The organism is Thiothrix eikelboomii, from assembly GCF_900167255.1.
Classification (GTDB): domain Bacteria; phylum Pseudomonadota; class Gammaproteobacteria; order Thiotrichales; family Thiotrichaceae; genus Thiolinea; species Thiolinea eikelboomii.
Genome location: NZ_FUYB01000015.1, coordinates 44,976 through 67,031 on the forward strand (window position 1 = coordinate 44,976; position 22,056 = coordinate 67,031).

Below are 22,056 nucleotides of genomic sequence, written 5' to 3' on the forward strand. Positions count from 1 at the left end.
CTAAAGTAGTACCCCATTAACACACCCAGTTTTGTTTACGAGGATACTCTGTGCTAGTTGCCGCGAATGTCACCATGCAGTTTGGTGCAAAACCCTTATTTGATAACGTCTCCGTCAAGTTCGGCGACGGTAACCGCTACGGCCTAATTGGTGCAAACGGAGCGGGTAAATCGACTTTTATGAAAATCCTGTGTGGCCTGCAAGAGCCTACACATGGCAATGTCTCGAAAGACCAAACTGAGCGGATGGCTTATCTGCGCCAAGACCAGTTTGGTTTTGAAGATAAACGGGTCTTGGATGTGGTCATGATGGGTCATGAAGACATGTGGAAAATCATGTCAGAAAAAGATGCCATTTACGCCAATCCAGATGCCACCGAAGATGACTACATGCGCGCTGCCGAATTGGAAGGTCAATTCGCAGAGATCGACGGTTACACGGCGGAATCACGAGCAGGCGAATTATTGTTAGCGGTTGGTATTCCAGTTGAGCAGCATAATGGCCCGATGCGTGAAGTGGCGCCGGGTTGGAAATTGCGGGTACTGCTGTGCCAAGCACTCTTTGCTAATCCCGATATCCTTTTATTAGACGAACCCACCAACAACCTCGACATCAATACCATTCGTTGGTTGGAAGAAACCCTGAATAATCGTGAATCGACCATGATTATTATCTCGCATGATCGTCATTTCCTTAATCAAGTTTGCACCCATACCGCTGACTTAGATTATGGCAAAATTCAAGTCTATGCAGGCAACTACGATGACTTCATGGAGGCTTCGACTCAAGCACGCGAGCGCCAAGCCAATGCGAATGCCAAAGCCAAAGAGCGGATTACTGAGCTACAAGATTTCGTGCGCCGCTTCTCCGCGAATAAATCTAAAGCCAAGCAAGCCACCAGCCGTCGCAAGCTGATTGAAAAACTCCGCCCTGAAGATGTGAAACCCTCTAGCCGCCAATATCCGTGGATTCGTTTTGAATACGATGAAAAAGAACGTTTACATCGTTTCGCCGTGGAAGTGGAAAATCTGAGCTTTGCGTATGCAGGTATGGATAAGCCATTGATTAAAAACTTCAGTTTTACCGTGGAAGCGGGTGAAAAAATTGCCATCATCGGTGAAAACGGCGTAGGTAAAACGACACTAATGAAGCTGCTGTTAGGCCAACTCGAACCGCAAAAAGGCACGATCAAATGGGCGGAGAAAGTACGTATTTCCAGTTATGAGCAAGATCATGAGGATGAATTCAAAACTGATCGCCCACTCACCGATTGGATTGCCGAATATGTGCGTAAAGAAGGTTATGAAGGCGAAGATGCTGAAACTCAAATTCGCGGCACTTTAGGACGCTTATTATTCGGCGGCGATACGGTAAAAAAACCTGTGAAAGTCTTATCGGGGGGGGAAAAAGGGCGGATGATTTTCGGGCGAATGATGCTTTCACGCACGAATGTGATGCTGATGGACGAACCCACCAATCACTTAGACATGGAGTCGATTGAATCCCTCAACGGTGCTTTGGATAAATACGAAGGTACTCTGCTGTTTGTTTCGCATGATCGGGTCTTTGTTGGCTCGCTCGCCACCCGTATTTTCGATGTGAAGGGGGATGGCAACATTGTCGATTATCGCGGAACTTATGATGAATACTTAAGTAGCCAAGGCTTAGAGTAATGTCTTTAGCACTTGAGGTTTTACGTTCCCTCGATTTAGCTGAACCGACTGAAGCAGGCCGCCCACCGTTTTTAACGGCGGCCAGTGGCTTAGTCAATGTGGGCGATTATTTATATGTGGTCGCGGATGATGAACATCATTTAGGGATTTTCTCACGCTCACAGCCTCACTCAGGACGTTTATTGCGGTTATTAGAGGGTGATTTACCTGCTGAGCCTAAAGCACGGAAAGCGCACAAACCCGATTTTGAAGTACTCACCGTGTTGCCTGCTTTTGGCCCTTATCCACAAGGGGCTTTATTCGTTCTCGGTTCTGGTTCAAAAAAACGGCGTTATCGAGGCGTGATCTTAGGTTTAGCAGCGGATGGGGCGCTTAATACCGAACCTTTAATCATTGATTTACAGCCTTTATATGCTGAACTCGCCGAGCATTTTGCTGATTTGAATATTGAAGGTGCTTTTATCAATCGCTATTTGAATTTGCTCCAGCGCGGCAATAAGGCTGAAACCAGCCAAAATGCCTGTATTCGCTTGGATTTAGCGCACAGCCTAAACGCGATACTGCAAAAGCAGGCACTGACTGCTGATTTGTTGATTTCGATTCAACCCTATGCCCTAGGTGAAGTCCAAGGCACTCCTCTAGGCTTTACTGATGCAGTGGCCTTGCCGGAGGGTAATTGGCTATTTTCCGCTGCTGCTGAAGCCACCGATCATAGTTATACGGATGGTGAATTAGTGGCGGCTGCTTTAGGGGTGATTAATGCACAAGATGAATTAGTTTATTTGACCCAATTAGATAATCGTTACAAAATTGAAGGCATCTCTGCACAAGTCGAGGGAAACAGTCTGCACTTACTGTTAGTCACTGATGCCGATGATCCAAGTCAAGCAGCCGTATTATTGCAAACGCAATTAAGCGGCTATCCTTTCTGACAATTAAAACTAAGCTTTTTTGTTGAGGAGAGCCTTCAATGAACATAAAAATCAACGTTGATATAACACCTGAAGAAATGCGGCGTTTAGTTGGTTTGCCGGATGTGCAAGAATTTAATAAACAAGTCATGGATAAAATGCTGGAAAAAATGACCGTAGGCGCTGAAGGCTATGATCCGATGAGCTTTTTCCAATCCTCGATTATGGGCAATACTGACTTTACCAAACGCTGGATGGATGCTTTAAATATCTTTGGGACTAAAACCAGCTCTTCCAGTTCTACTGAATAAGCCGCGCTTACAGCTGACTCCTCTCAATCATCTAATCCTCGCAGTTGCCATGAGGCTGCGAGCAAAAACATTCAACCAGCTCGGTCAAGACCTCACCCCCATCAGCACGAATATGTAAGTGTGCCAGTTCGTCTGCTCGAGTATTACCGGGGTTGAGCAAAATAATGGGTTTTTCCCAAGCTTTAGCGCGTACACAAAACCGATAGCCTGAATAAACTTTAAGTGAACTCCCAATCACCAACAAAGCATCGGCTTTTTCTAAAGCGGTTAAACAAGCCTCCACCCGCTCAACAGGTACACTCCCCCCAAAAAACACTACATCGGGCATCAGTACCCCCTCACAGACTAAACAGGTTGGCAGCTGCAAATACTCAAAATAATCATCCGCCAAAGCTGCATCCCCATCGGGCCGAATTTCAGCTTGTAGGCTAGCTAATTGCGGATTGAGTTCAGTTAGGCGTTTTTGTTGCTCAGCTCGGGTGGTTTTATTCCCACATTGCAAACAAACGACGCGCTGCAAATTGCCATGCAAATCCACCACCTGCTGATGACCCGCTACTTGATGGAGATTATCGACATTCTGCGTGACTAATTGCTCAACAACGCCAAACTGCTCCAGCTTGGCTAAAGCTTGATGGGCAGCATTCGGTTGCGCTTGAGCAATACTCGGCCAGCCAACAAAAGAGCGTGCCCAATAACGCTTACGCACGGCCTCTTTTTTGATGAAGTCCTCATGTTGTAAAGGGGTACCGCGTTGCCAAACGCCATTTTCATCACGATAAGTTGGGATACCCGAAGCAAGGCTAACCCCAGCACCGGTTAATACCAGCAAACGAGGATGGATTTGAATAAAGCGGTAAAGGGTGTCGGCTTGGATGTGAAGGTTAGTTTGCATGGGTGGTATTAAATACCAAGCCCGTGATGTAAGTCACTTAACCGGATAAAAAATCTTTTAACTGGAAAAGAGTTAAGGCAGAAGGAGCACGAATACCTTGCACGAAATGGGTACACACTCCAAGCCTGCATGGCTAGTGAGATGCGTCTTAAGCATAACGCTGAGCCTAGGGAGTTCTATATACTCTGTTAATAATCCAGCTTCTTTTACGTGTAAGGAAAAATTTTCATGGCTCGTATCCAAACAACAGCAGATAACAAAGAAGAACCGCTAGAAAAGCAGCTCTGGAAAGCCGCCGACAAACTCCGTAAAAACATCGACGCTGCCGAATACAAGCACGTGGTATTGGGGCTGATTTTCCTGAAATATATTTCTGATGCGTTTGAGGAGCTGTATAACAAACTGCAAGCAGGCGAAGCCGATTATGCTGGAGCTGACCCCGAAGACCGCGACGAATACCAAGCCGAGAACGTGTTCTTTGTACCGCAAGATGCCCGTTGGTCGTTTCTGCTTGCCAAGGCCAAACAGCCGATTATTGGCGTGTTTGTCGATGCCGCAATGGATGCCATTGAAAAGGAAAATCCATCTCTCAAAGGTGTTCTGCCCAAGGTATTTGCGCGGCAAAACCTCGACCCTACCAGCCTTGGTGAACTCATTGATCTGGTTGGCAATATCGCGCTTGGTGATGCCAAAGCCCGCAGTGCCGACGTATTGGGGCATGTGTTCGAGTATTTCCTCGGTGAATTCGCACTGGCAGAAGGCAAGCAGGGTGGGCAGTTCTACACGCCGCGCAGTATCGTAGAACTGTTGGTGGCGATGTTAGAGCCGTACAAAGGCCGTGTATTTGACCCTTGCTGTGGTTCGGGTGGGATGTTTGTCCAATCGGAAAAGTTCGTGGGAGAGCATCAAGGCCGCAGTAACGATATTTCGATTTACGGGCAAGAAAGCAACCAAACCACTTGGCGACTGGCAAAGATGAACCTTGCTATCCGTGGCATTGACAGCTCCCAAGTCAAATGGAACAACGAAGGCTCTTTCCTCAACGATGCCCACAAAGACCTGAAAGCCGATTACATTATTGCTAACCCACCGTTCAACGTCAGTGACTGGAGCGGTGAACTGCTACGCAAGGATGGACGTTGGACATACGGCGCACCTCCCGCAGGCAACGCCAACTTTGCATGGTTACAGCACTTCATTTACCACCTTTCCCCCATTGGCAAAGCCGGGGTGGTGCTGGCAAAGGGCGCACTCACCAGCAAAAACAGTGGTGAAGGAGACATCCGCAAAGCTTTGATTGCTGATGGCAACTTGATTGATTGCATCGTCAACCTACCCGCCAAACTGTTTCTCAACACCCAGATTCCGGCGGGTCTGTGGTTCATGAACCGCAATCGCGTAGGGGCGAATAACCATTCGCCCCTACATCCCCGCCCAAACGAAATTCTGTTCATTGATGCGCGTAACCTTGGTCATCTCATCAACCGCCGTACCCGCGAACTTCCCGCCGATGACATCCAGCAGATTGCCAGCACCTACCAGGCTTGGCGCACGGGTGAAGGCAGCTATGAAGACGTAAAAGGCTTCTGCGCCTCTGTACCGCTGGAGCGCGTCGCCGAACTCGACTACGTGCTGACACCGGGGCGTTATGTCGGTTTGCCTGATGAAGAGGACGATTTCAACTTTGCCGAACGCTTTGCTGCCCTCCAAGCTAAGTTTGAAGCGCAACTGCTCGAAGAAGCGGCTCTCAACCAAGCGATTGCCGAAAATCTGGCAAAGGTTAAACTGCCATGATATTGGGTCAGTCCATTCATATACCGAACAACGCAATAGTTGTGACAGTGTTGCAACTATTTAATACAGATGCCGAATTCTACCGCCCAGTAGCGGGAAGTAGCGGAAAAGTAGCGGATACTGCCGAAAAGCAGCGGAAAAGTAGCGGATACCGCCGGATAGTGCCGGATAGTGCCGGATACCGCCGGATAGTGCCGGATAATCGGACGATTACGAACGATTGCGGACAATTACGAACGATTGCGAACGATTGCGAACGATTGAAGACAGTTACGAACGATTGCGGACGATTAAGAACGATTGACAAAGCCTCACAGAAACCCGTTTTGCACCTATTGAAAAGCAAACAAGGGGGCAACAATGCGTGAGTGGCAAACAACGGCTCTTGGTGAACAAATAAACTTAAAACGTGGATATGATTTGCCTACGAAAAGTCGCACAGATGGAAATATCCCTATTTACTCATCATCTGGCATTTCGGGCTACCACAATGAGAATATGTGTGATGGCTTAGGTGTAATAACAGGACGATATGGCACGATTGGGAAAGTCTTTTTTTCAAGAACACCATATTGGCCTTTGAATACAACTTTGTATGTCCAAGACTTTAAAGGAAATGATGAATTATTTATTTACTACTTCTTGCAACAATTGGATTGGGCGAAATACAGCGACAAGAGTGCAGTACCCGGCGTAAATAGAAATGATGTGCATCAAGAAGAGGTAATGATCCCCCCCCTCCCCGAACAACGCGCCATCGCCGCCGTTCTCAGCAGCCTTGACGACAAAATCGACCTGCTCCACCGCCAAAACAAAACCCTCGAAGCAATGGCAGAAACGCTGTTCAGGCAGTGGTTTGTGGAAGAAGCGGGGGAAGATTGGGATGCAGGAACGCTTGATGACGTAATTTCTGTAAAAGGTGGAACAACACCGAGTACAAAAGAACCGGCATACTGGGATGGTGATATTCATTGGACTTCACCAAGGGATTTATCAAATCACAATTCTGTTTTTCTATTTGATACGGACAGAAAAATAACAAAAAAAGGATTGGCGAAAATTAGCTCTGGATTACTTCCAGTTGGAACTGTATTGCTTTCTTCGCGTGCTCCAATTGGGTATTTAGCCATAACAAATATTAAAGTTGCTATTAATCAGGGCTATATTGCAATAATTTGTGACAAATTGGTTTCAAATTATTTCATATACCTTTGGTGTAAAAATAACATGGAAAACATTAAAGGCTCTGGGAATGGTTCCACTTTTGAGGAAATATCAAAATCCAATTTTAAGTCATTGGAGTTAACTATTCCTCCAAAAGGAAAGCTGAATAAGTTTGATGAAATTGCTTCGCCGATTTTCAAAAAAATAAAAGCTAATCAGCTTCAAATACGTACATTGGAAAAAATGCGGGATACGCTGTTGCCGAAGCTAATGAGCGGTGAGGTGCGGGTCGATTATGCGTGATGACAACAACCGTAGGGGCAAAAGATTTTTTGCCCCTACAACCAACACCGAACAGATTCGGACGCTGGAGGAAGCGGCATGAGCCAACCTTACACGCCACCTTTCACGATCACCAGTTCGATGCTCAATCAGGTCAGCCTGATCAGTGAAAAAGTCGGCGTGTTATCCGTGCAAGGCGCTTGGCAATCCCCCCAGCTACGCAAAACCAACCAGATCAAAACCATCACCGGCACGCTGCAAATTGAAGGCAATACGCTCAGCGAAGCGCAAGTGTCGGCAATTCTTGAAGGAAAACGGGTACTCGGCTCCCCCCGCGAACTCGCCGAAGTGCAAGGCGCGATCAAAGCCTACGAACAACTGGCGCAGTTAGACCCCTACACCACCGATGATTTATGCACCGCCCACCACTGGTTAATGGGCGACATCCTCAAGCAAGCCGGACACTTCAGGACACAAGCCGTCGGTATCCATCAGGGCGAAAAAGTCATTCACGTTGCCCCACCCGCCAACCGCGTGGCAGGCTTGATGGCTGATCTGCTGCACTGGTTAAAACATTCCGACGACCACCCCTTGATCAGCAGCAGCGTCTTTCACTATGAGTTTGAGTTCATCCACCCGTTCATGGACGGCAATGGGCGCATGGGGCGTTTGTGGCAAACCTTGTTGCTTTCCCGCTGGCGGCCTATCTTCCAATTCCTGCCGTTGGAAAGCATCATCCGCGAACACCAGCAAGCCTATTATCAGGCATTGGCCCAGGCAGACCACGCCGCCAGTGCCAATGCGTTTATCGACTTTATGCTGGAGGCGATTTTACAAACGCTTGACAAAAACGCCGATGTAAATGCCAGTGTAAACGCCACTGTAAATCTGGATGGCTTGAAAACAGCCGAAGCAGTACGCGCATTGTTAGCGCAAAACCCGACCATGACCCGCAAGGAAATGGCAGCAAGGATCGGTAAAGATCTGCGCACCATTGACCGCGCCATCAAACAATTGCAGGACAAACAACAGCTCCGGCGGGTAGGATCAGACAAAACCGGGCATTGGGAACTGTTATGAGTAGGGGCAAATGATTATTTGCCCCTACAAAACCTTGACCTAGTTGATGAAGGGGTAATGGTATCATTGATCGTAGGGGCAAAAATTTTTTGCCCCTACATGTCATGTCCCAATATCCCATAGGATGTTTATTTCGACAATGGGTTAAATTATGGTATTCAATCCGACGGTCCATCACCGCCAATCTATCCGTTTGCGGGGACATGATTACACAAAAGCAGGGCTATATTTTGTCACCATTTGCACTCACGACCGACTGCCATTGTTTGGCAACGTCATAGAGGGAAAGATGTTTCCAAATGAGGCAGGCATCCTAGTGCAACAATGTTGGGAGGCTATCCCGAAACATTTCCCATCGGTCATTTTGGATGAATTTGTAGTGATGCCAAACCACGTACACGGCATTATTGTCATGGGTGATAACAACGTAGGGGCAAATAATCATTTGCCCCCACAATACAACGGTGGCGATGGCAACGTAAGGGCAAATAATCATTTGCCCCCACAATACAACGGTGGCGATGGCAACGTAGGGGCAAATAATCATTTGCCCCCACAATACAACGGTGGTGATAACAACGTAGGGGCAAATAATCATTTGCCCCCACAATACAACGGTGGCGATGGCAACGTAAGGGCAAATAATCATTTGCCCCCACAATACAACGGTGGCGATGGCAACGTAGGGGCAAATAATCATTTGCCCCCACAATACAACGATGGTGATGGCAACGTAAGGGCAAATAATCATTTACCCCCACAATACAACGGTGGTGATGGCAACGTAAGGGCAAATAATCATTTGCCCCCACAATACAACGGTGGCGATGGCAACGTAGGGGCAAATAATCATTTGCCCCTACAGGTAAAACCGGGGACGGCGCGAACTTTGGGTTCAGTGGTGCGGGGTTTTAAAATTGGTGTTACCAAATGGTTTCGTGCCCATACCGAGATACATTCTGTTTGGCAACGCAATTACTATGAACATATCATCCGCAACGAAACGGCTTATTTAAAAATTGCCGATTATATCCAAACAAATCCCCAGCGCTGGGAAGATGATACTTATCATGTCTAAACTCACCGAATCCGCCATCGAAGATTTCGCCATCAAGTTATTGGAGCGGCAGGGCTACACCTACATCCACGCACCGGATATTGCCCCCGACAGTGCCACGCCAGAACGCAGTAATTACGCCGACGTATTCCTGTCCGGTAGATTAGAACAGGCGGTCAAGCGCATTAACCCCAAACTGCCCGCTAACGCACGACAAACCGCGCTCAAAGAAGTGCAGCGCATCAATTCCCCCGAATTGCTGAGCAATAACGAAACCATCCACCGCCTGCTCACCGAAGGCGTACCCGTTAGTACCCAACAAGCCGGCGACGAGCGCGGGGAACGGGTCTGGTTAATCGACTTTACCCACCCGGACAATAACGAATTTGTGGTAGCAAACCAGTTCACCGTCATTGAAAACCACCAGAACAAACGTCCTGACCTTGTGCTATTCGTCAACGGCCTACCACTGGTAGTCATCGAGCTAAAGAATGCCACCGATGAAAACGCCACCCTAAAAGCCGCTTACCAACAACTCGAAACCTACAAGCACACCATCCCCAGCCTGTTCAATACCAACGCTTTATTAGTGATCTCTGACGGTCTGGAAGCGAAAGCTGGCTCACTCTCCGCAGGCTTCACCCGCTTCATGACCTGGAAAAGTGCCGATGATGGCGATGGCGTAGGGGCAAAAAATCTTTTGCCCTTACAACAATACAACGGTGGTGATGACAACGTAGGGGCAAAAAATCTTTTGCCCTTACAACAATACAACGGTGGTGATGACAACGTAGGGGGAAATAATCTTTTGCCCCTACAACAATACAACGGTGGTGATGACAACGTAGGGGGAAATAATCTTTTGCCCCTACAACGACGGCCCGAACTGGAAACCCTGATTCTCGGCATGTTGAACAAGCCCGCCCTGCTGGACTTGCTGCGCCATTTCATTGTGTTTGAGAAAAGCAAAAAAGAAGACCCCACAACAGGTGTTATCAGCATCCATACCGTCAAAAAACTGGCGGCCTATCACCAGTATTACGCCGTCAATGCTGCCGTTGAATCTACCCTACGTGCCGCCGCCATCGCCGACCCTAGCCAAATCAAGGAAAGCCCCGCCAGCTACGGTTTACCCGGTGTCGTCAACCAGCCCAAAGGCGACAAAAAAGCGGGCGTGGTTTGGCACACCCAAGGCTCTGGCAAGTCGTTATCCATGGTGTTCTACACCGGCAAAATCGTCCTGAAACTGGATAACCCCACGGTGTTGATCATTACCGACCGCAATGACTTGGACGACCAGCTTTTTGATACTTTCGCGGCCTCCAAACAGCTCCTGCGCCAAGACCCCGTACAAGCCGATAACCGCGAACAGCTCAAGGATTTGCTAAAGGTTGCCTCTGGCGGGGTAGTGTTTTCCACGATCCAAAAATTCCAGCCCGAAACAGGCAACGTCTACGAACAACTCAGCAACCGCCGCAATATCGTGGTCATCGCTGACGAAGCCCACCGCACCCAATACGGCTTTAGTGCCAAGACCGTCGACGAGAAAGATGCTGAGGGTGAAGTCATTGGCAAGCGGGTGGTGTATGGCTTCGCCAAATACCTGCGCGATGCCTTACCCAATGCTACTTACCTTGGCTTTACGGGCACTCCCATTGAAAAGACTGACGTAAACACTCCGGCAGTATTCGGCAATTACGTGGACATCTACGACATTGCCCAAGCGGTAGAAGACGGCGCAACCGTGCGGATTTTCTACGAAAGCCGCCTTGCTAAAGTTGCCCTGAGCGAAGAAGGCAAGAGGCTGGTCAGGGAACTGGATGAGGATCTGTCAGAAGAAGACCTCACCACCACCCAACGCGCCAAGGCGAAATGGACGCAAATGGAAGCCCTGATCGGTAGCCCTGCCCGTATCCGTAACATTGCCCAAGACATCGTGACGCACTTTGAAGCCCGTCAGGAGGTCTTTGAGGGCAAAGGCATGGTGGTCAGTATGTCGCGGCGCATTGCTGCCGACCTGTACGCCGAAATCATCAAGCTGCGCCCTGCATGGCACGATGACGCCTTGGACAAGGGCATGATCAAAGTGGTGATGACTGCCTCCAGCAGTGACGGCCCGGTACTTGCCAAGCACCACACCACCAAGGAGCAACGCAAGCAACTAGCAGAACGCATGAAGGACGATACCGACCCGCTCAAGCTGGTGATCGTGCGGGATATGTGGTTGACCGGCTTTGATGCCCCCAGTATGCACACGCTTTACATCGACAAGCCCATGAAAGGCCACAACCTGATGCAGGCCATCGCTCGGGTCAATCGCGTTTACAAAGATAAACCCGGCGGTTTGGTGGTGGACTATCTGGGGATTGCGGCTGACCTCAAAGCAGCCCTGTCTTTCTATTCCGATGCAGGCGGCAAGGGCGACCCCACTGTGCTACAGGAACAAGCCGTCGCCTTGATGCTGGAAAAAATCGAAATTATCGCCGCCATGTACCACGGCTTTGCCTACGAAAACTATTTCGACACCGATACCGCCGGAAAACTCGCCTTAATCTTGGCGGCGGAAGAACACATTCTCGGTTTGGAAGACGGCAAAAAACGCTACATCAACCAAGTTACCGCGCTGTCGCAAGCCTTCGCTATTGCCATTCCCCATGAACAGGCACTGGATGCCAAGGATGAAGTTGCTTTCTTCCAAGCTATCAAAGCGCGTCTTGCCAAGTTTGATAGCCCCGGCGAAGGCCGTAGCAGCGATGAAATCGACACTACCATCCGCCAAGTAATCGACAAGGCACTGGTATCGGAACAGGTGGTTGATATTTTTGATGCAGCGGGGATCAAGAAGCCGGACATCTCCATCCTTTCCGATGAGTTCCTCGCTGAACTTAAAGATCATGAACACAAAAATGTGGCGTTGGAGGTGCTGAAAAAGCTGCTCAACGATGAGCTAAAAATCCGTGCCAAGAAAAACCTGGTGCAAAGCAAAAGCCTGATGGAAATGCTGGAAACCGCCATCAAACGCTATCAGAACAAAATCCTCACCGCCGCCGAAGTCATCGACGAACTAATCAAAATCAGCAAGGAAATCGTTGCCTCCGACGATGAAGCCAAACAGATGGGGTTGAGCGATTTTGAGTATGCGTTCTATACCGCCGTCGCCAATAATGACAGTGCGCGTCAATTGATGCAGCAGGACAAACTACGTGAACTGGCTGTGGTTCTAACTCAACGGGTACGGGAAAATGCCGCTATTGACTGGACAATCAAGGAAAGCGTCAAGGCCAAGTTAAAGGTCATCATCAAACGCACTTTGCGGCAATACGGCTACCCGCCGGATATGCAGTTGTTAGCGACAGAAACCGTGTTGAAACAGGCTGAAATGATTGCTAATGAATTGATTAACCTTGAACTCAAGTGAGTTATCCAAGATAGTCTTATTGTGGCTTAACCGTGATTTTCGTCTTCACCGAATTAGCAATAAAGCACTCCTCATGCGCCTCATCATGTAGATTCTCAAGCTCTGCTGCCGAAGGCATTTTCGCTCCAGAAAATAAAATTTTAGGCTGAAGCATCACCTCTGCAACCCAATACTTCTTATGCTCATTCGGTTTCATCATGCCGACCGCTTGATCGTGATAAGCATCTACTACAAACCCATGCTTCGCAGCGATGGATAAGAACCACAGCATATGGCAACTAGAAATGGCGGAAACAAAAGCCTCTTCAGGATCAAGGGCTTGTGGCTCTGAAAATGGCAGCGAAACCACTAACGGCGAGGATGAACCCACGATTTCAATGCCCCCATCGAATTTCAAGAGGAATTTCCTGCTATAACGATTATCGAGAAAGTTCTGATTGCCACGCTCCCAAATAATCTCGGCAGTGTATTGATGCGCCATTTAATTTATCCCTGACTTAAAAAATGTACCTGTTATAGGACTTTAAACTTCTTCCCAAACCTTATCCAAGCGCTTAGCGGATACAGGCTTGGCGGTTCCCAATTCCTGCGCAAACAGCGAAATCCGAAACTCTTCCACCATCCAGCGATATTCGTGCAAGGCAGCTGCTTGTTTCGCATCCATTTGACTGCGATTTTTATTTAAGCGCTCTTTGTAGCGATCCCAATACGGCTGAATTTGTACGCGCAAAGCACGGTCTTTAGTGGGCGCTTCGAGCATTTTTTCTAAGCGGCGCTGAATACCTTTTAAATAGCGCGGCAAATGACGCAATTCATCTGGCTGCATTTCGTCTAAGAAATTCGGATAAATGAGATGGAAAAGTTGGTCATTCACATCATTGAGCGTTTCGAGCCAAGCCGGATTCAATTTACCTTTCAACAGCTTACGAATATCGTGATAAGCCGCTAAAGCAGGTGCGAGCATCCGCGCTAGATCTTGGGCTTGTACTAAAATTTGTTTCCGGCCCACTTGTAGCGCTGCACTAAAACTAGCTTGCGTGCGCATATCCAAAAATTCGGCAAACGCTTGGCGGAAGGCATAGCGGGTGATGCTTTCTTTTAGCTCATCGCATTTACCGCTGGCAGCATAATGCAAACAGAGCTGCTGCATTTGCGACAAATGCCTTGGCACATCGCGTGCATCAGCAGGCAATGCCAACATAAATAAGCGCAAAACGGCTAAACGATGTTGTCGCTGCGCCTCAGCCTCATTATCAAATAGCTTAATATCCACCGTACTCGCTTGTGGACTTGCCAGATATAAGGCAGGCCAAGTGTGTAGTTTCATTCCGCCCATCTCTAGCAAATGTGTCGTGGGAAGATCACCAAAACTCCACTCGGTTAAACCTTGGCGCTCAATATGCTGCGTCGGTTGGCGAATCAGCTCTGCTTTAGCTTGCTGGCCGACCTTATTGCGCAAGGCATATAAATCACGCCCTGCGTTCACCACGACACCACTATCATCTACAACTTCAAAGCGCATCAGCAAATGCTCAGGCAACTCGATCTGTTCCCAGGCCTCAGTTTCAATCCGCGAACCACTCATACGCAATAGTTGCTGACCTAAAGCCTCTTTTAAGGCAAGGGTTTCACTGGGCTCAATCGCCTCCAAGCAAGCCCGTGCATAATCAGGGGCAGGTACAAACTGCTTGCGGATTTGTTTAGGCAAAGCACGGATCATCGCCGTGAGCTTTTCCTCCAACATCCCCGGCACGAGATAGTCAAAACGAATCGGGGATAACTGATTGAGCGCTAATAAAGGCAAACGCACAGTCACGCCATCATCCTCCGCATTCGGCTCAAAATGATAGCGCAAGGGTAAAATCATACTCTGCACTGCCATGCTGTCGGGGAATTGACCACTACGCTCGTGACCTGCATCGCGCTGCATTAAATAATCGCGAGTCAAATATAAAAGCTTAGGATTTTTGGATTCAGCCTGCTTCCGCCATTTTTCAAAGGACGCGCCATTCACTATATTCGCTGGAATCAGTGGGTCGAAGAAGTCATACAGCAATTTCTCATCGGCTAAAATATCGCGCCGCCGTCCTTTGGCTTCTAACTCCTCAATTTGTGCAATCAATTCGCCATTGTGACGGAAAAAAGCCGCCTGAGTTTTATATTCCCCATAAACCAAAGCATGACGAATAAAGATCTCGCGGCTCATCACTGGGTCAATCCGCCCATAACTCACGCGCCGCTTAGGAGTCACGGTAATGCCATACAAGGAAGTACGCTCAAAAGCAGCAACATTTGCCGAATTTTGTTCCCAATGCGGTTCGGTATAATGACGCTTGAGTAAATGGCTGCCGAACTCCTCAATCCACTCCGATTCGATTTTCGCTACGGTACGTGCATAGAGTTTGCTGGTTTCAACGAGTTCAGCCGCCATCAGCCATTGCGGGGCTTTCTTGCGCAGATTCGAGCCGGGAAAGATAAAAAACTTGCGCCCATTCGCCCCTTGATATTCCAAATCCTCATCTTTGAGGCCAATATTGCCGAGCAAACCTGATAACAGACTGCGATGAATGCCACTGTATTCAGCGGGCTTTTCATTCTCTTTAATACCCACTTCTAGGAGGGTGCTACGAATCTGTTGGTGAATATCATGCCATTCTTGTAAGCGTGTCCATGATAAGAATTCTTTCAGGCACAGTTTGCGGAACTGGCTTTTTGATAAGGCTTTACGCTGCTGATGGGAGTAGTCCCAAAGCGCTAATAAGCTTAAAAAGTCGGAGTTTTCCGCTTTAAAGCGTGCATGCTTTTCATCCGCTGCTTGCTGCTTGTCCATTGGGCGCTCGCGAGGGTCTTGAATAGCTAACGCCGCAGCAATCACTAATACTTCTTTTAAAGCGCCTTCTTTTTCAGCGGTAAGCAGCATTTTACCTAAGCGCGGATCAACGGGCAGCTTGGCCAAGGTATGCCCGCTCTGTGTTAAATTGAAATCCGCATCCACTGCGCCAATTTCAAATAACAGCTTATAGCCATCGCGAATCAAGCGCAGGTCGGGCGCTTCTACAAAAGGAAATTGTTCAATCTCGCCGAGCTGCATGGTTTCCATTTGCAGAATAACCGAAGCGAGATTGGTGCGCAGAATTTCCGGCTCAGTAAACAGCGGACGACTATTGTAATCGTCTTCGCTGTATAAACGAATCGCTACCCCTGCAGCCACCCGCCCGCAACGACCCGAGCGCTGATTGGCTGAGGCTTGCGAAACTTTTTCAATCGGCAAGCGCTGCACCCCAGCGCGCCATGAATAACGGGACATTCGTGCCAAACCAGCATCCACCACATAGCGAATCCCAGGGACAGTCAACGAAGTTTCCGCGACATTCGTTGCCAGCACCACCCGTCGTCGCCCATGTGCCTCAAACACGCGATGCTGTTCCTCAGCAGACAGGCGTGCATATAAGGGCAAAATTTCTGTGGAAGGGGGATGATGCTTACGCAAGGCTTCGGCTGTTTCCCGAATCTCGCGCTCACCGGGTAAGAACACTAGAATATCCCCGCTACCGATAGCGCCTAACTCATCCACGGCATCTAAAATCGCCTCAGTTAAATCCCGCTCATCTTCGCCCTCCAGATCCACTAGAGGACGATAACGCAGCTCTACCGGATAAGTACGCCCCGATACTTCGATGATCGGTGCTCCATTGAAATGCTCCGCAAAGCGCTGCGGATCAATGGTGGCGGAGGTGATAATAATTTTTAAATCACGGCGTTTAGGTAGCAGCCATTTTAAATAGCCCAACAAAAAATCAATATTGAGGCTACGTTCGTGGGCTTCATCAATAATCAAGGTGTCATAATCATTCAGATAGCGATCTTGCTGAATTTCCGCGAGCAAGATGCCGTCCGTCATCAACTTAATATAACTATCCTGATGAGTTCTATCCGTAAAGCGTACCTTATAGCCCACTTGCTGCCCGAGCTGAGTCTTTAACTCCTCAGCGATCCGATCCGCAACACTGCGCGCAGCAATCCGCCGAGGTTGAGTATGCCCAATCAAGCCATCAATCCCGCGCCCTGCATCCAAACACATCTTTGGCAGCTGGGTCGTTTTCCCTGACCCCGTTTCCCCACAAATCACCACCACCTGATGTTCTTGAATGGCTTTAATAATCTCCTCGCGGCGCTGTGCTACGGGTAAATCGTCAGGGTAGTCTGGCTGCGGTTTATTTTGCATACGCAAACTGCGCCGTTGATGGCTGGCTTCAATTTTTTCCAGCAACCGTTGTGCACGGGCTTCATCAGGCTTACGCTCTAATTGTTGGAGTTCACGCCGCAAGCGAAAACGGTCACTGCCCATGACCGTGTTGAGCTGTTTGCGTAATTGAGAGTGATTAAGGGGAGTCGGCGTGTCCACAGTCATTTGATATCGAAGCATTAAAGGGAGGCTAGTTTAGCTTGAAGTATAGCGACTAAGGTAGTTACCAGTTACAGCCTGGTCTAGTTCGCTAGAACCAGCACTCGGTTAGTCTAGCTATAACTGAGTTTAGCTTGCTTAGTCGTCTGAACCTTCAAATAAATCTAACCCTAGGATCAGTAGCGGTAAAAACAGCGCCCAAATAAAAAACAAGCCGAGACTGGTATTAAACACCGGGTAAATAAAACTAATAGCTCCTAATTTGAAACCAGCAAGATAACTCAAAGCCCCACCAATGCCGCCTATTAAGCTTTGTATAAAAATAGGTAGCTTCGCTAACCAAGCTAGACTGTAAAATAAGCTTAAGATAAACCCCGCCCAAATCATTAATAACCAAAACGGCAAAGCAGTTTGCAAACTCCAAAATCCCCAAGCCTGCAAACTTAAGTCCAGCATCCAACCTAAAGGAGCTAATACCAACAGCGCCAGCAAATCACGCTGCAAATGCTGATTGATTAAGACTAAATGCAAGCACAACAACAAGACCAAACTTAAGAGTGCTGCTTGCCCGACTAAGACTCCCAACCACCAAATCGCCTGAAAGATCGTCAGATCAATCAGTGTAATCAACAGAGGTTGTTTGATCATGATAGCCCGGCTTATCCGCAGTTAAATGTATCGCACTAATCAAGCGCTCCTTAAACCCGCCCATGCAATAGTGCAAATAAAATTGCCATAGGCGATAAAACTGATGATCTAAACCTAAGCCTGTCAATTGATCTTGCTTAGCTTGTAAACGTAGTGACCAGTGTTCTAAGGTCAGGGCATAATCCAAACCAAAATCACTTAAGCCACTGATTTTCATATCCGTATAGCGAGTAAAATGCTCATTCAATACCGTCATCGAGGGTAAAAAGCCACCAGGGAAGATATAAGATTGAATAAAATCAGCTTGCTTGCGATAGCGTGCATAGCGTTGGTCGCTCATCGTAATCGCTTGCAAAAATAAGCGCCCCTCAGGTTTGAGTAGCTGATTGCATTGTTTAAAAAATTGCGGCAAATGCTCATATCCGACGGCTTCAATCATTTCAATCGACACCAATTTATCGTATTGCCCAGTCAATTCACGATAGTCTTGTTTTAATAGCGTGATTTGTTGCTCTAAACCTTGGTCTCGAATCAGTTGCTGCACATAGCGATATTGTGCTTCCGAAATAGTCGTGGTCGTCACTTGAACTTGATAATGCTCAGCAGCATAGACCGCCAAAGCTCCCCAACCGGTACCAATTTCTAATAGATGATCACCCGCTTTTAGCTGTAGACCCTCACAAATCAATTGCAGCTTGTGCAATTGGGCTAGATACAAAGAGCTCGTAGGACTTGGAAAGACTGCACTGGAATACAGCATAGTCTCATCTAAAAACAACTGATAAAACTCATTGCTTAGATCGTAATGGGCACGGATATTTTTTTTCGAGCCTGCTTTAGAATTAGAGCGTAAAGCATGAGCAAGCCGATAACCTATTTGACTTAACCAAGAGAAGCCATGGTCTAATTGATCCAATAACGACTGATTACGCACGAATACCTGAATCACTTTAGTTAAATCGGGGGTATCCCACAGCCCTTCGACATAACATTCACCCGCCGCAATCGTCCCCCCACCCCACAAAACACGGGCATAACCACGCTGATCATGCACAGTCAAGTGGGCTTGTAAGGTATCTTGCGGGTCGCCAAAGGCATAAAACGCATCTGAATCTTGAATTGTTAAATAACCCCGATCCAGCTTAGCCAATAACCTCAAGAATAAGGCTTTCGCGAAGGCAACTGAGCCAAATGAGCGAGTTTTAGGGAGTTTAACGGTGCTTAATGTAGTCATACCTTAGTCTCCTTCGGCGTAGCGTGTGGCACATAGGGCAGCTTTTTCCAATATAACTTCAGTGCCTGCCAATAAATGGTGGCAACAGTTTTAAGCGTCATCGCTGGAATACGTAGCCATTGGGTTCTTAATTCCGCTTTCGTTAAGGGTTTTTTATGCAAATAGATCGCTGCATCAAATAAGCGCTGTTCGGCTTGATTGGTGATTTGTAGGCTTAAAGTCTCGTGCAATGAGCTAAAGCGCCAGTGATAACTCATGTTCAAATCCATAAAAGGCGACACATGAAAGGCTTTAGGAATGGGAGCTTGACTGTGTGCATCGACTAAATAGCAATGACGCTCATTCCAAGGCGTATTGCTGACCTCGGCGAGTAAATAACGCAGAACACCATTCGCTGCATGGCAGTAATAAAAATTTACTGGGCTAAAATAAAACCCCAGACAACGCACTTGCCCAACAAAAATCACTTGCCCGTCAAGCTGTTCGCCACCCAAACTTGCCACTTTCTGCCAGACCAGCTCACGAGTCAGTTCGGGAGCATGATCTAGATAATCGCTAGGGCGAAAGCTCATCATTGCGGGGCGCTTCACTTTAAACCACCAACCTAACTCAGGTAGGCTAGGCAATTCATCCAAATCTAGGGCAAATAAGAAAATAGCGTAACGAAACTGATGCTGGATCGGTTGATAACGACTATGCCCAACGATTCCACTGTATAAACAACTACTCAGTGCTTTCAAAGGGCTACTCCTAAACGCTGGCAAACCTCCACAGCGGCTTGCACACCATCCTCATGAAAACCGTTGTGCCAATAAGCCCCACAAAAATGCGTATGCCTTTGCCCACAAATTTCAGCCCGACGGGCTTGTGCCTTGACCATCGTTTGACTAAACACCGGATGGCTGTAACGGTATTCACCGAGGATTTTGCGCGGGTCAATGGTCTGACTAGGGTTTAAACTCACACAAAATGGGGGAGCAGAAGCCGGTAAGCACTGCAAAATATTCATGCTGTAGGTCACACTAGCCGGTCGAGTTACCGAATTATTCAAATGATAATTCCAACTCGCCCGCGCTTTAGGCAAGCTCGGTAATAAGCGCTCATCATGGTGCAAGATCACTTGATTCTCACGGTAGGGAATCGCCCCCAAAATACTGATTTCTTGCCGACTCGCATCGCCTAAGAGCTTGAGAGCTTGATCGCTGTGGCAGGCTAAAATCACTTCGTCAAAATGTTGTGTAGCCTGCTCGGTGCTCAACTGTATTCCTTGCTCTGTGCGTCGAATGGCTTTGACCGGCGTATTTAGATGAATATTGGCAACAAACGGGCGCGTGAAATAGGGAATATATTGCTTAGACCCTCCGGTGATGGTGTACCACTGCGGACGATCTCGAATATTTAACAAACCATGATGATGAAAAAACTGAATAAAAAACTGCAGCGGAAAATCGGCGATCTCCCCCAAACTTGCTGACCAAATCGCAGCACCCATTGGCAAAATATAATGCCGAGCAAAAAACTCACTAAAACCTTGCTGCCTTAGAAACTGCCCCAAGGTCGATTCAACAGGAACGCCGTGTAAGGCCAAATACTTACAGCGTCGATTAAAGCGCATAATCTCAGCAAGTAAGCCATAAAAACGCGGACTCCACAGATTACTCCGTTGGGCAAACAGGCTAGGCAGTGAATGGCCATTATAGACCAACCCAGTTTGTGCATTGGTCACGCTAAAGCTCATTTCAGTCGGCTGATAAGGCACACCCAGCTCATCCAATAGGCGTTGAAAATACGGATAGGTGCGGTCATTAAACACAATAAACCCCGTATCAACCGCCCAAATCTTACCGTTTAAACTCACATCAATCGTTGCAGTATGCCCGCCAATATAATGATTGGCTTCAAAGACTTGCACTGCATGTTTACGACTTAGCAAATGGCCACATACCAAACCTGAAATACCTGAACCTACAATTGCAATCCTCATGAGCGCACCAAACTCTGTGCCAGCCACAACTGCACACGATACGGTAACCGATTTAAAAGGCGTAAAAAGAAAACAAAAGAGGCCGGTGTACTGATTAAGGCTTTGCGTTTAGCTAAACCGCGCCGAATATCGGCAGCGGCTTGGCTAACCGAAATACGCATTGGCATCGGAAAATCGTTTTGATCGGTCAGTGGTGTTGCCACAAAGCCCGGAGTAATTAAACTCACGGTTATTTGATGTGGCTTTAAATCTAAGCTAAGACTTTGTGCAAGGTAAGCAATCGCTGCCTTACTCGCTCCATAGGCTTCGGCACGTGTAAACGGAAAAAGATAAGCACTTGAACCCACCAAAGCCAATTGCCCACCGGGTGGAATATGGCGCGTGAAAGCTTCTAGGCAATAACCCATGCCGAGCAAATTGATGGTTATCAGGCGGGTAAATCTTTCACTGTCAAAATGCTTAGCATCCTCAATATACAAACTCGTTCCCGCATTCAAGATCACTAAATCAAGTCTTTGCGTCAGTTGTTGGCCGACAGCTAACACGGTTGCTCGCTCAGTCACATCAAAGCTTAAGGTTTGGCAATGATCGGGTTCCGCCGCTTGTTGTTTTAAGGCAGCAAGCTTGTCGAGATTGCGCCCACAAGCAATCACTTGCCAGCCAGCGTTGAGATAATCTAAGGCTAGTTGCTGCCCTATACCGGAGCTTGCTCCTGTGATGAGGACGGTTTTCATACTACAGCTCGCTTTTTCAGGGTACGGATCACCGCTCCTAGCACAGGAATCTGCTCATACAACATTTGCCCCAAATCGGTGTAGTCACGATGTTTTTCAATATAATCGTCATTAAATTGAAGGTGGCTCGCTCCCTCGACCCGCACAGGTTGACCGCTGTTTAGGCGTGGGTGCACAAAGGTCATGATCCAAATTACACAGGCTTGCTGATCTTGATAGAACAAGTTCTTAATTTCAAAACGACAAGACGTTAAATGCGTGTAAAGCCTTGCGAAATAGGCCTCAAACTCAGCATAGCCTTGCACCTGATGCAAAGGATCTTGGAAGCTAATATCGGGGCTATACACCGTTTGTAGGGTTGATAAATTATCTTTGGCTAAGCTTTGATAAACCTCAGTAAATCGTTGCAATACAGTGGGCAGCATGCCAATCCTCCAAACACGCGACTAGGCTTAAGAGTAGCTAA

The 22,056-nt window shown here is 47.8% G+C and carries 17 protein-coding genes; 8 read left to right on the top strand and 9 right to left on the bottom strand.

What is annotated here, in order from left to right:
- Positions 1 to 50: 50 nt before the first annotated feature.
- The 3 genes from B5D50_RS13790 to B5D50_RS13800 are packed head-to-tail and all read left to right on the top strand — an operon-like array spanning position 51 to position 2,895.
- Positions 51 to 1,673 carry an ABC-F family ATPase gene (locus tag B5D50_RS13790; RefSeq protein ID WP_078923225.1) on the top strand — a complete coding sequence of 541 codons (1,623 nt, stop codon included), beginning with the start codon at positions 51 to 53 and terminating at the stop codon, positions 1,671 to 1,673.
- Positions 1,673 to 2,605 (top strand): DUF6929 family protein, encoded by a 933-nt coding sequence (locus B5D50_RS13795; protein WP_078923226.1) that lies wholly within the window; start codon positions 1,673 to 1,675, stop codon positions 2,603 to 2,605. Before B5D50_RS13790 ends, B5D50_RS13795 begins: the two co-directional genes overlap by 1 nt.
- Positions 2,606 to 2,643: 38 nt before the next feature.
- Positions 2,644 to 2,895 (top strand): DUF6489 family protein, encoded by a 252-nt coding sequence (locus B5D50_RS13800; RefSeq protein ID WP_078923227.1) that lies wholly within the window; start codon positions 2,644 to 2,646, stop codon positions 2,893 to 2,895.
- A gap of 31 nt (positions 2,896 to 2,926) precedes the next feature.
- On the opposite strand, the gene B5D50_RS13805 is transcribed toward B5D50_RS13800, so the two are convergent.
- The gene (locus B5D50_RS13805; RefSeq protein ID WP_078923228.1) at positions 2,927 to 3,790 is read right to left on the bottom strand and encodes an NAD-dependent protein deacetylase; all 864 of its coding nucleotides are present in this window, start codon (positions 3,788 to 3,790) and stop codon (positions 2,927 to 2,929) included.
- A gap of 228 nt (positions 3,791 to 4,018) precedes the next feature.
- Here B5D50_RS13805 and B5D50_RS13810 point away from each other — a divergent pair, with 228 nt between their 5' ends.
- The 5 genes from B5D50_RS13810 to B5D50_RS13835 all read left to right on the top strand — a co-directional run bounded on the left by B5D50_RS13810 (position 4,019) and on the right by B5D50_RS13835 (position 12,585).
- Positions 4,019 to 5,584, top strand: coding sequence for a type I restriction-modification system subunit M (locus tag B5D50_RS13810; protein WP_078923229.1), 1,566 nt, complete (start codon positions 4,019 to 4,021; stop codon positions 5,582 to 5,584).
- A 360-nt stretch (positions 5,585 to 5,944) separates the two neighbouring features.
- Positions 5,945 to 7,051 (top strand): restriction endonuclease subunit S, encoded by a 1,107-nt coding sequence (locus B5D50_RS13820; protein WP_078923231.1) that lies wholly within the window; start codon positions 5,945 to 5,947, stop codon positions 7,049 to 7,051.
- A 78-nt stretch (positions 7,052 to 7,129) separates the two neighbouring features.
- Positions 7,130 to 8,110, top strand: coding sequence for a Fic family protein (locus B5D50_RS13825; protein ID WP_078923232.1), 981 nt, complete (start codon positions 7,130 to 7,132; stop codon positions 8,108 to 8,110).
- Positions 8,111 to 8,399: 289 nt separating this feature from the next.
- Positions 8,400 to 9,188: a mediator complex subunit 15 domain-containing protein gene (locus B5D50_RS20510; RefSeq protein ID WP_200807096.1), complete on the top strand. Its 789-nt coding sequence runs from the start codon at positions 8,400 to 8,402 to the stop codon at positions 9,186 to 9,188.
- Complete coding sequence (locus tag B5D50_RS13835) at positions 9,181 to 12,585, top strand: type I restriction endonuclease subunit R (RefSeq protein WP_200807097.1); 3,405 nt, start codon at positions 9,181 to 9,183, stop codon at positions 12,583 to 12,585. Before B5D50_RS20510 ends, B5D50_RS13835 begins: the two co-directional genes overlap by 8 nt.
- A 16-nt stretch (positions 12,586 to 12,601) precedes the next feature.
- Here the strand turns inward: B5D50_RS13835 and B5D50_RS13840 are convergent, their stop codons facing one another.
- The 8 genes from B5D50_RS13840 to B5D50_RS13875 all read right to left on the bottom strand — a co-directional run bounded on the left by B5D50_RS13840 (position 12,602) and on the right by B5D50_RS13875 (position 22,015).
- A complete protein-coding gene (locus B5D50_RS13840; protein ID WP_078923234.1) occupies positions 12,602 to 13,066 on the bottom strand; it encodes an OsmC family protein in 465 nt (154 codons plus the stop codon).
- A gap of 42 nt (positions 13,067 to 13,108) precedes the next feature.
- Positions 13,109 to 16,996, bottom strand: coding sequence for an ATP-dependent RNA helicase HrpA (hrpA, locus tag B5D50_RS13845; protein WP_078923235.1), 3,888 nt, complete (start codon positions 16,994 to 16,996; stop codon positions 13,109 to 13,111).
- A 132-nt stretch (positions 16,997 to 17,128) separates the two neighbouring features.
- Positions 17,129 to 17,638, bottom strand: a complete 510-nt coding sequence (locus B5D50_RS13850; protein ID WP_078923236.1) for a DUF2878 domain-containing protein — start codon at positions 17,636 to 17,638, stop codon at positions 17,129 to 17,131.
- The gene (locus tag B5D50_RS13855) at positions 17,604 to 18,872 is read right to left on the bottom strand and encodes an SAM-dependent methyltransferase (RefSeq protein ID WP_078923237.1); all 1,269 of its coding nucleotides are present in this window, start codon (positions 18,870 to 18,872) and stop codon (positions 17,604 to 17,606) included. Before B5D50_RS13855 ends, B5D50_RS13850 begins: the two co-directional genes overlap by 35 nt.
- Positions 18,869 to 19,612 carry a DUF1365 domain-containing protein gene (locus B5D50_RS13860; protein ID WP_078923238.1) on the bottom strand — a complete coding sequence of 248 codons (744 nt, stop codon included), beginning with the start codon at positions 19,610 to 19,612 and terminating at the stop codon, positions 18,869 to 18,871. Before B5D50_RS13860 ends, B5D50_RS13855 begins: the two co-directional genes overlap by 4 nt.
- Positions 19,609 to 20,856, bottom strand: a complete 1,248-nt coding sequence (locus tag B5D50_RS13865) for an NAD(P)/FAD-dependent oxidoreductase (protein ID WP_078923239.1) — start codon at positions 20,854 to 20,856, stop codon at positions 19,609 to 19,611. Before B5D50_RS13865 ends, B5D50_RS13860 begins: the two co-directional genes overlap by 4 nt.
- Positions 20,853 to 21,590, bottom strand: a complete 738-nt coding sequence (locus B5D50_RS13870; RefSeq protein ID WP_078923240.1) for an SDR family NAD(P)-dependent oxidoreductase — start codon at positions 21,588 to 21,590, stop codon at positions 20,853 to 20,855. Before B5D50_RS13870 ends, B5D50_RS13865 begins: the two co-directional genes overlap by 4 nt.
- Positions 21,587 to 22,015: a nuclear transport factor 2 family protein gene (locus tag B5D50_RS13875; protein ID WP_078923241.1), complete on the bottom strand. Its 429-nt coding sequence runs from the start codon at positions 22,013 to 22,015 to the stop codon at positions 21,587 to 21,589. Before B5D50_RS13875 ends, B5D50_RS13870 begins: the two co-directional genes overlap by 4 nt.
- Positions 22,016 to 22,056: the final 41 nt, after the last annotated feature.

What these genes read in the sequence shown, in the direction of transcription:
- B5D50_RS13795 (WP_078923226.1), top strand. Translation starts at nt 1,673, where the DNA reads ATGTCTTTAGCACTTGAGGTTTTACGTTCCCTCGATTTAGCTGAACCG.
- B5D50_RS13800 (WP_078923227.1), top strand. Translation starts at nt 2,644, where the DNA reads ATGAACATAAAAATCAACGTTGATATAACACCTGAAGAAATGCGGCGT.
- B5D50_RS13805 (WP_078923228.1), bottom strand. Translation starts at nt 3,790, where the DNA reads ATGCAAACTAACCTTCACATCCAAGCCGACACCCTTTACCGCTTTATT.
- B5D50_RS13810 (WP_078923229.1), top strand. Translation starts at nt 4,019, where the DNA reads ATGGCTCGTATCCAAACAACAGCAGATAACAAAGAAGAACCGCTAGAA.
- B5D50_RS13820 (WP_078923231.1), top strand. Translation starts at nt 5,945, where the DNA reads ATGCGTGAGTGGCAAACAACGGCTCTTGGTGAACAAATAAACTTAAAA.
- B5D50_RS13825 (WP_078923232.1), top strand. Translation starts at nt 7,130, where the DNA reads ATGAGCCAACCTTACACGCCACCTTTCACGATCACCAGTTCGATGCTC.
- B5D50_RS20510 (WP_200807096.1), top strand. Translation starts at nt 8,400, where the DNA reads ATGTTTCCAAATGAGGCAGGCATCCTAGTGCAACAATGTTGGGAGGCT.
- B5D50_RS13835 (WP_200807097.1), top strand. Translation starts at nt 9,181, where the DNA reads ATGTCTAAACTCACCGAATCCGCCATCGAAGATTTCGCCATCAAGTTA.
- B5D50_RS13840 (WP_078923234.1), bottom strand. Translation starts at nt 13,066, where the DNA reads ATGGCGCATCAATACACTGCCGAGATTATTTGGGAGCGTGGCAATCAG.
- hrpA (WP_078923235.1), bottom strand. Translation starts at nt 16,996, where the DNA reads ATGACTGTGGACACGCCGACTCCCCTTAATCACTCTCAATTACGCAAA.
- B5D50_RS13850 (WP_078923236.1), bottom strand. Translation starts at nt 17,638, where the DNA reads ATGATCAAACAACCTCTGTTGATTACACTGATTGATCTGACGATCTTT.
- B5D50_RS13855 (WP_078923237.1), bottom strand. Translation starts at nt 18,872, where the DNA reads ATGACTACATTAAGCACCGTTAAACTCCCTAAAACTCGCTCATTTGGC.
- B5D50_RS13865 (WP_078923239.1), bottom strand. Translation starts at nt 20,856, where the DNA reads ATGAGGATTGCAATTGTAGGTTCAGGTATTTCAGGTTTGGTATGTGGC.
- B5D50_RS13870 (WP_078923240.1), bottom strand. Translation starts at nt 21,590, where the DNA reads ATGAAAACCGTCCTCATCACAGGAGCAAGCTCCGGTATAGGGCAGCAA.
- B5D50_RS13875 (WP_078923241.1), bottom strand. Translation starts at nt 22,015, where the DNA reads ATGCTGCCCACTGTATTGCAACGATTTACTGAGGTTTATCAAAGCTTA.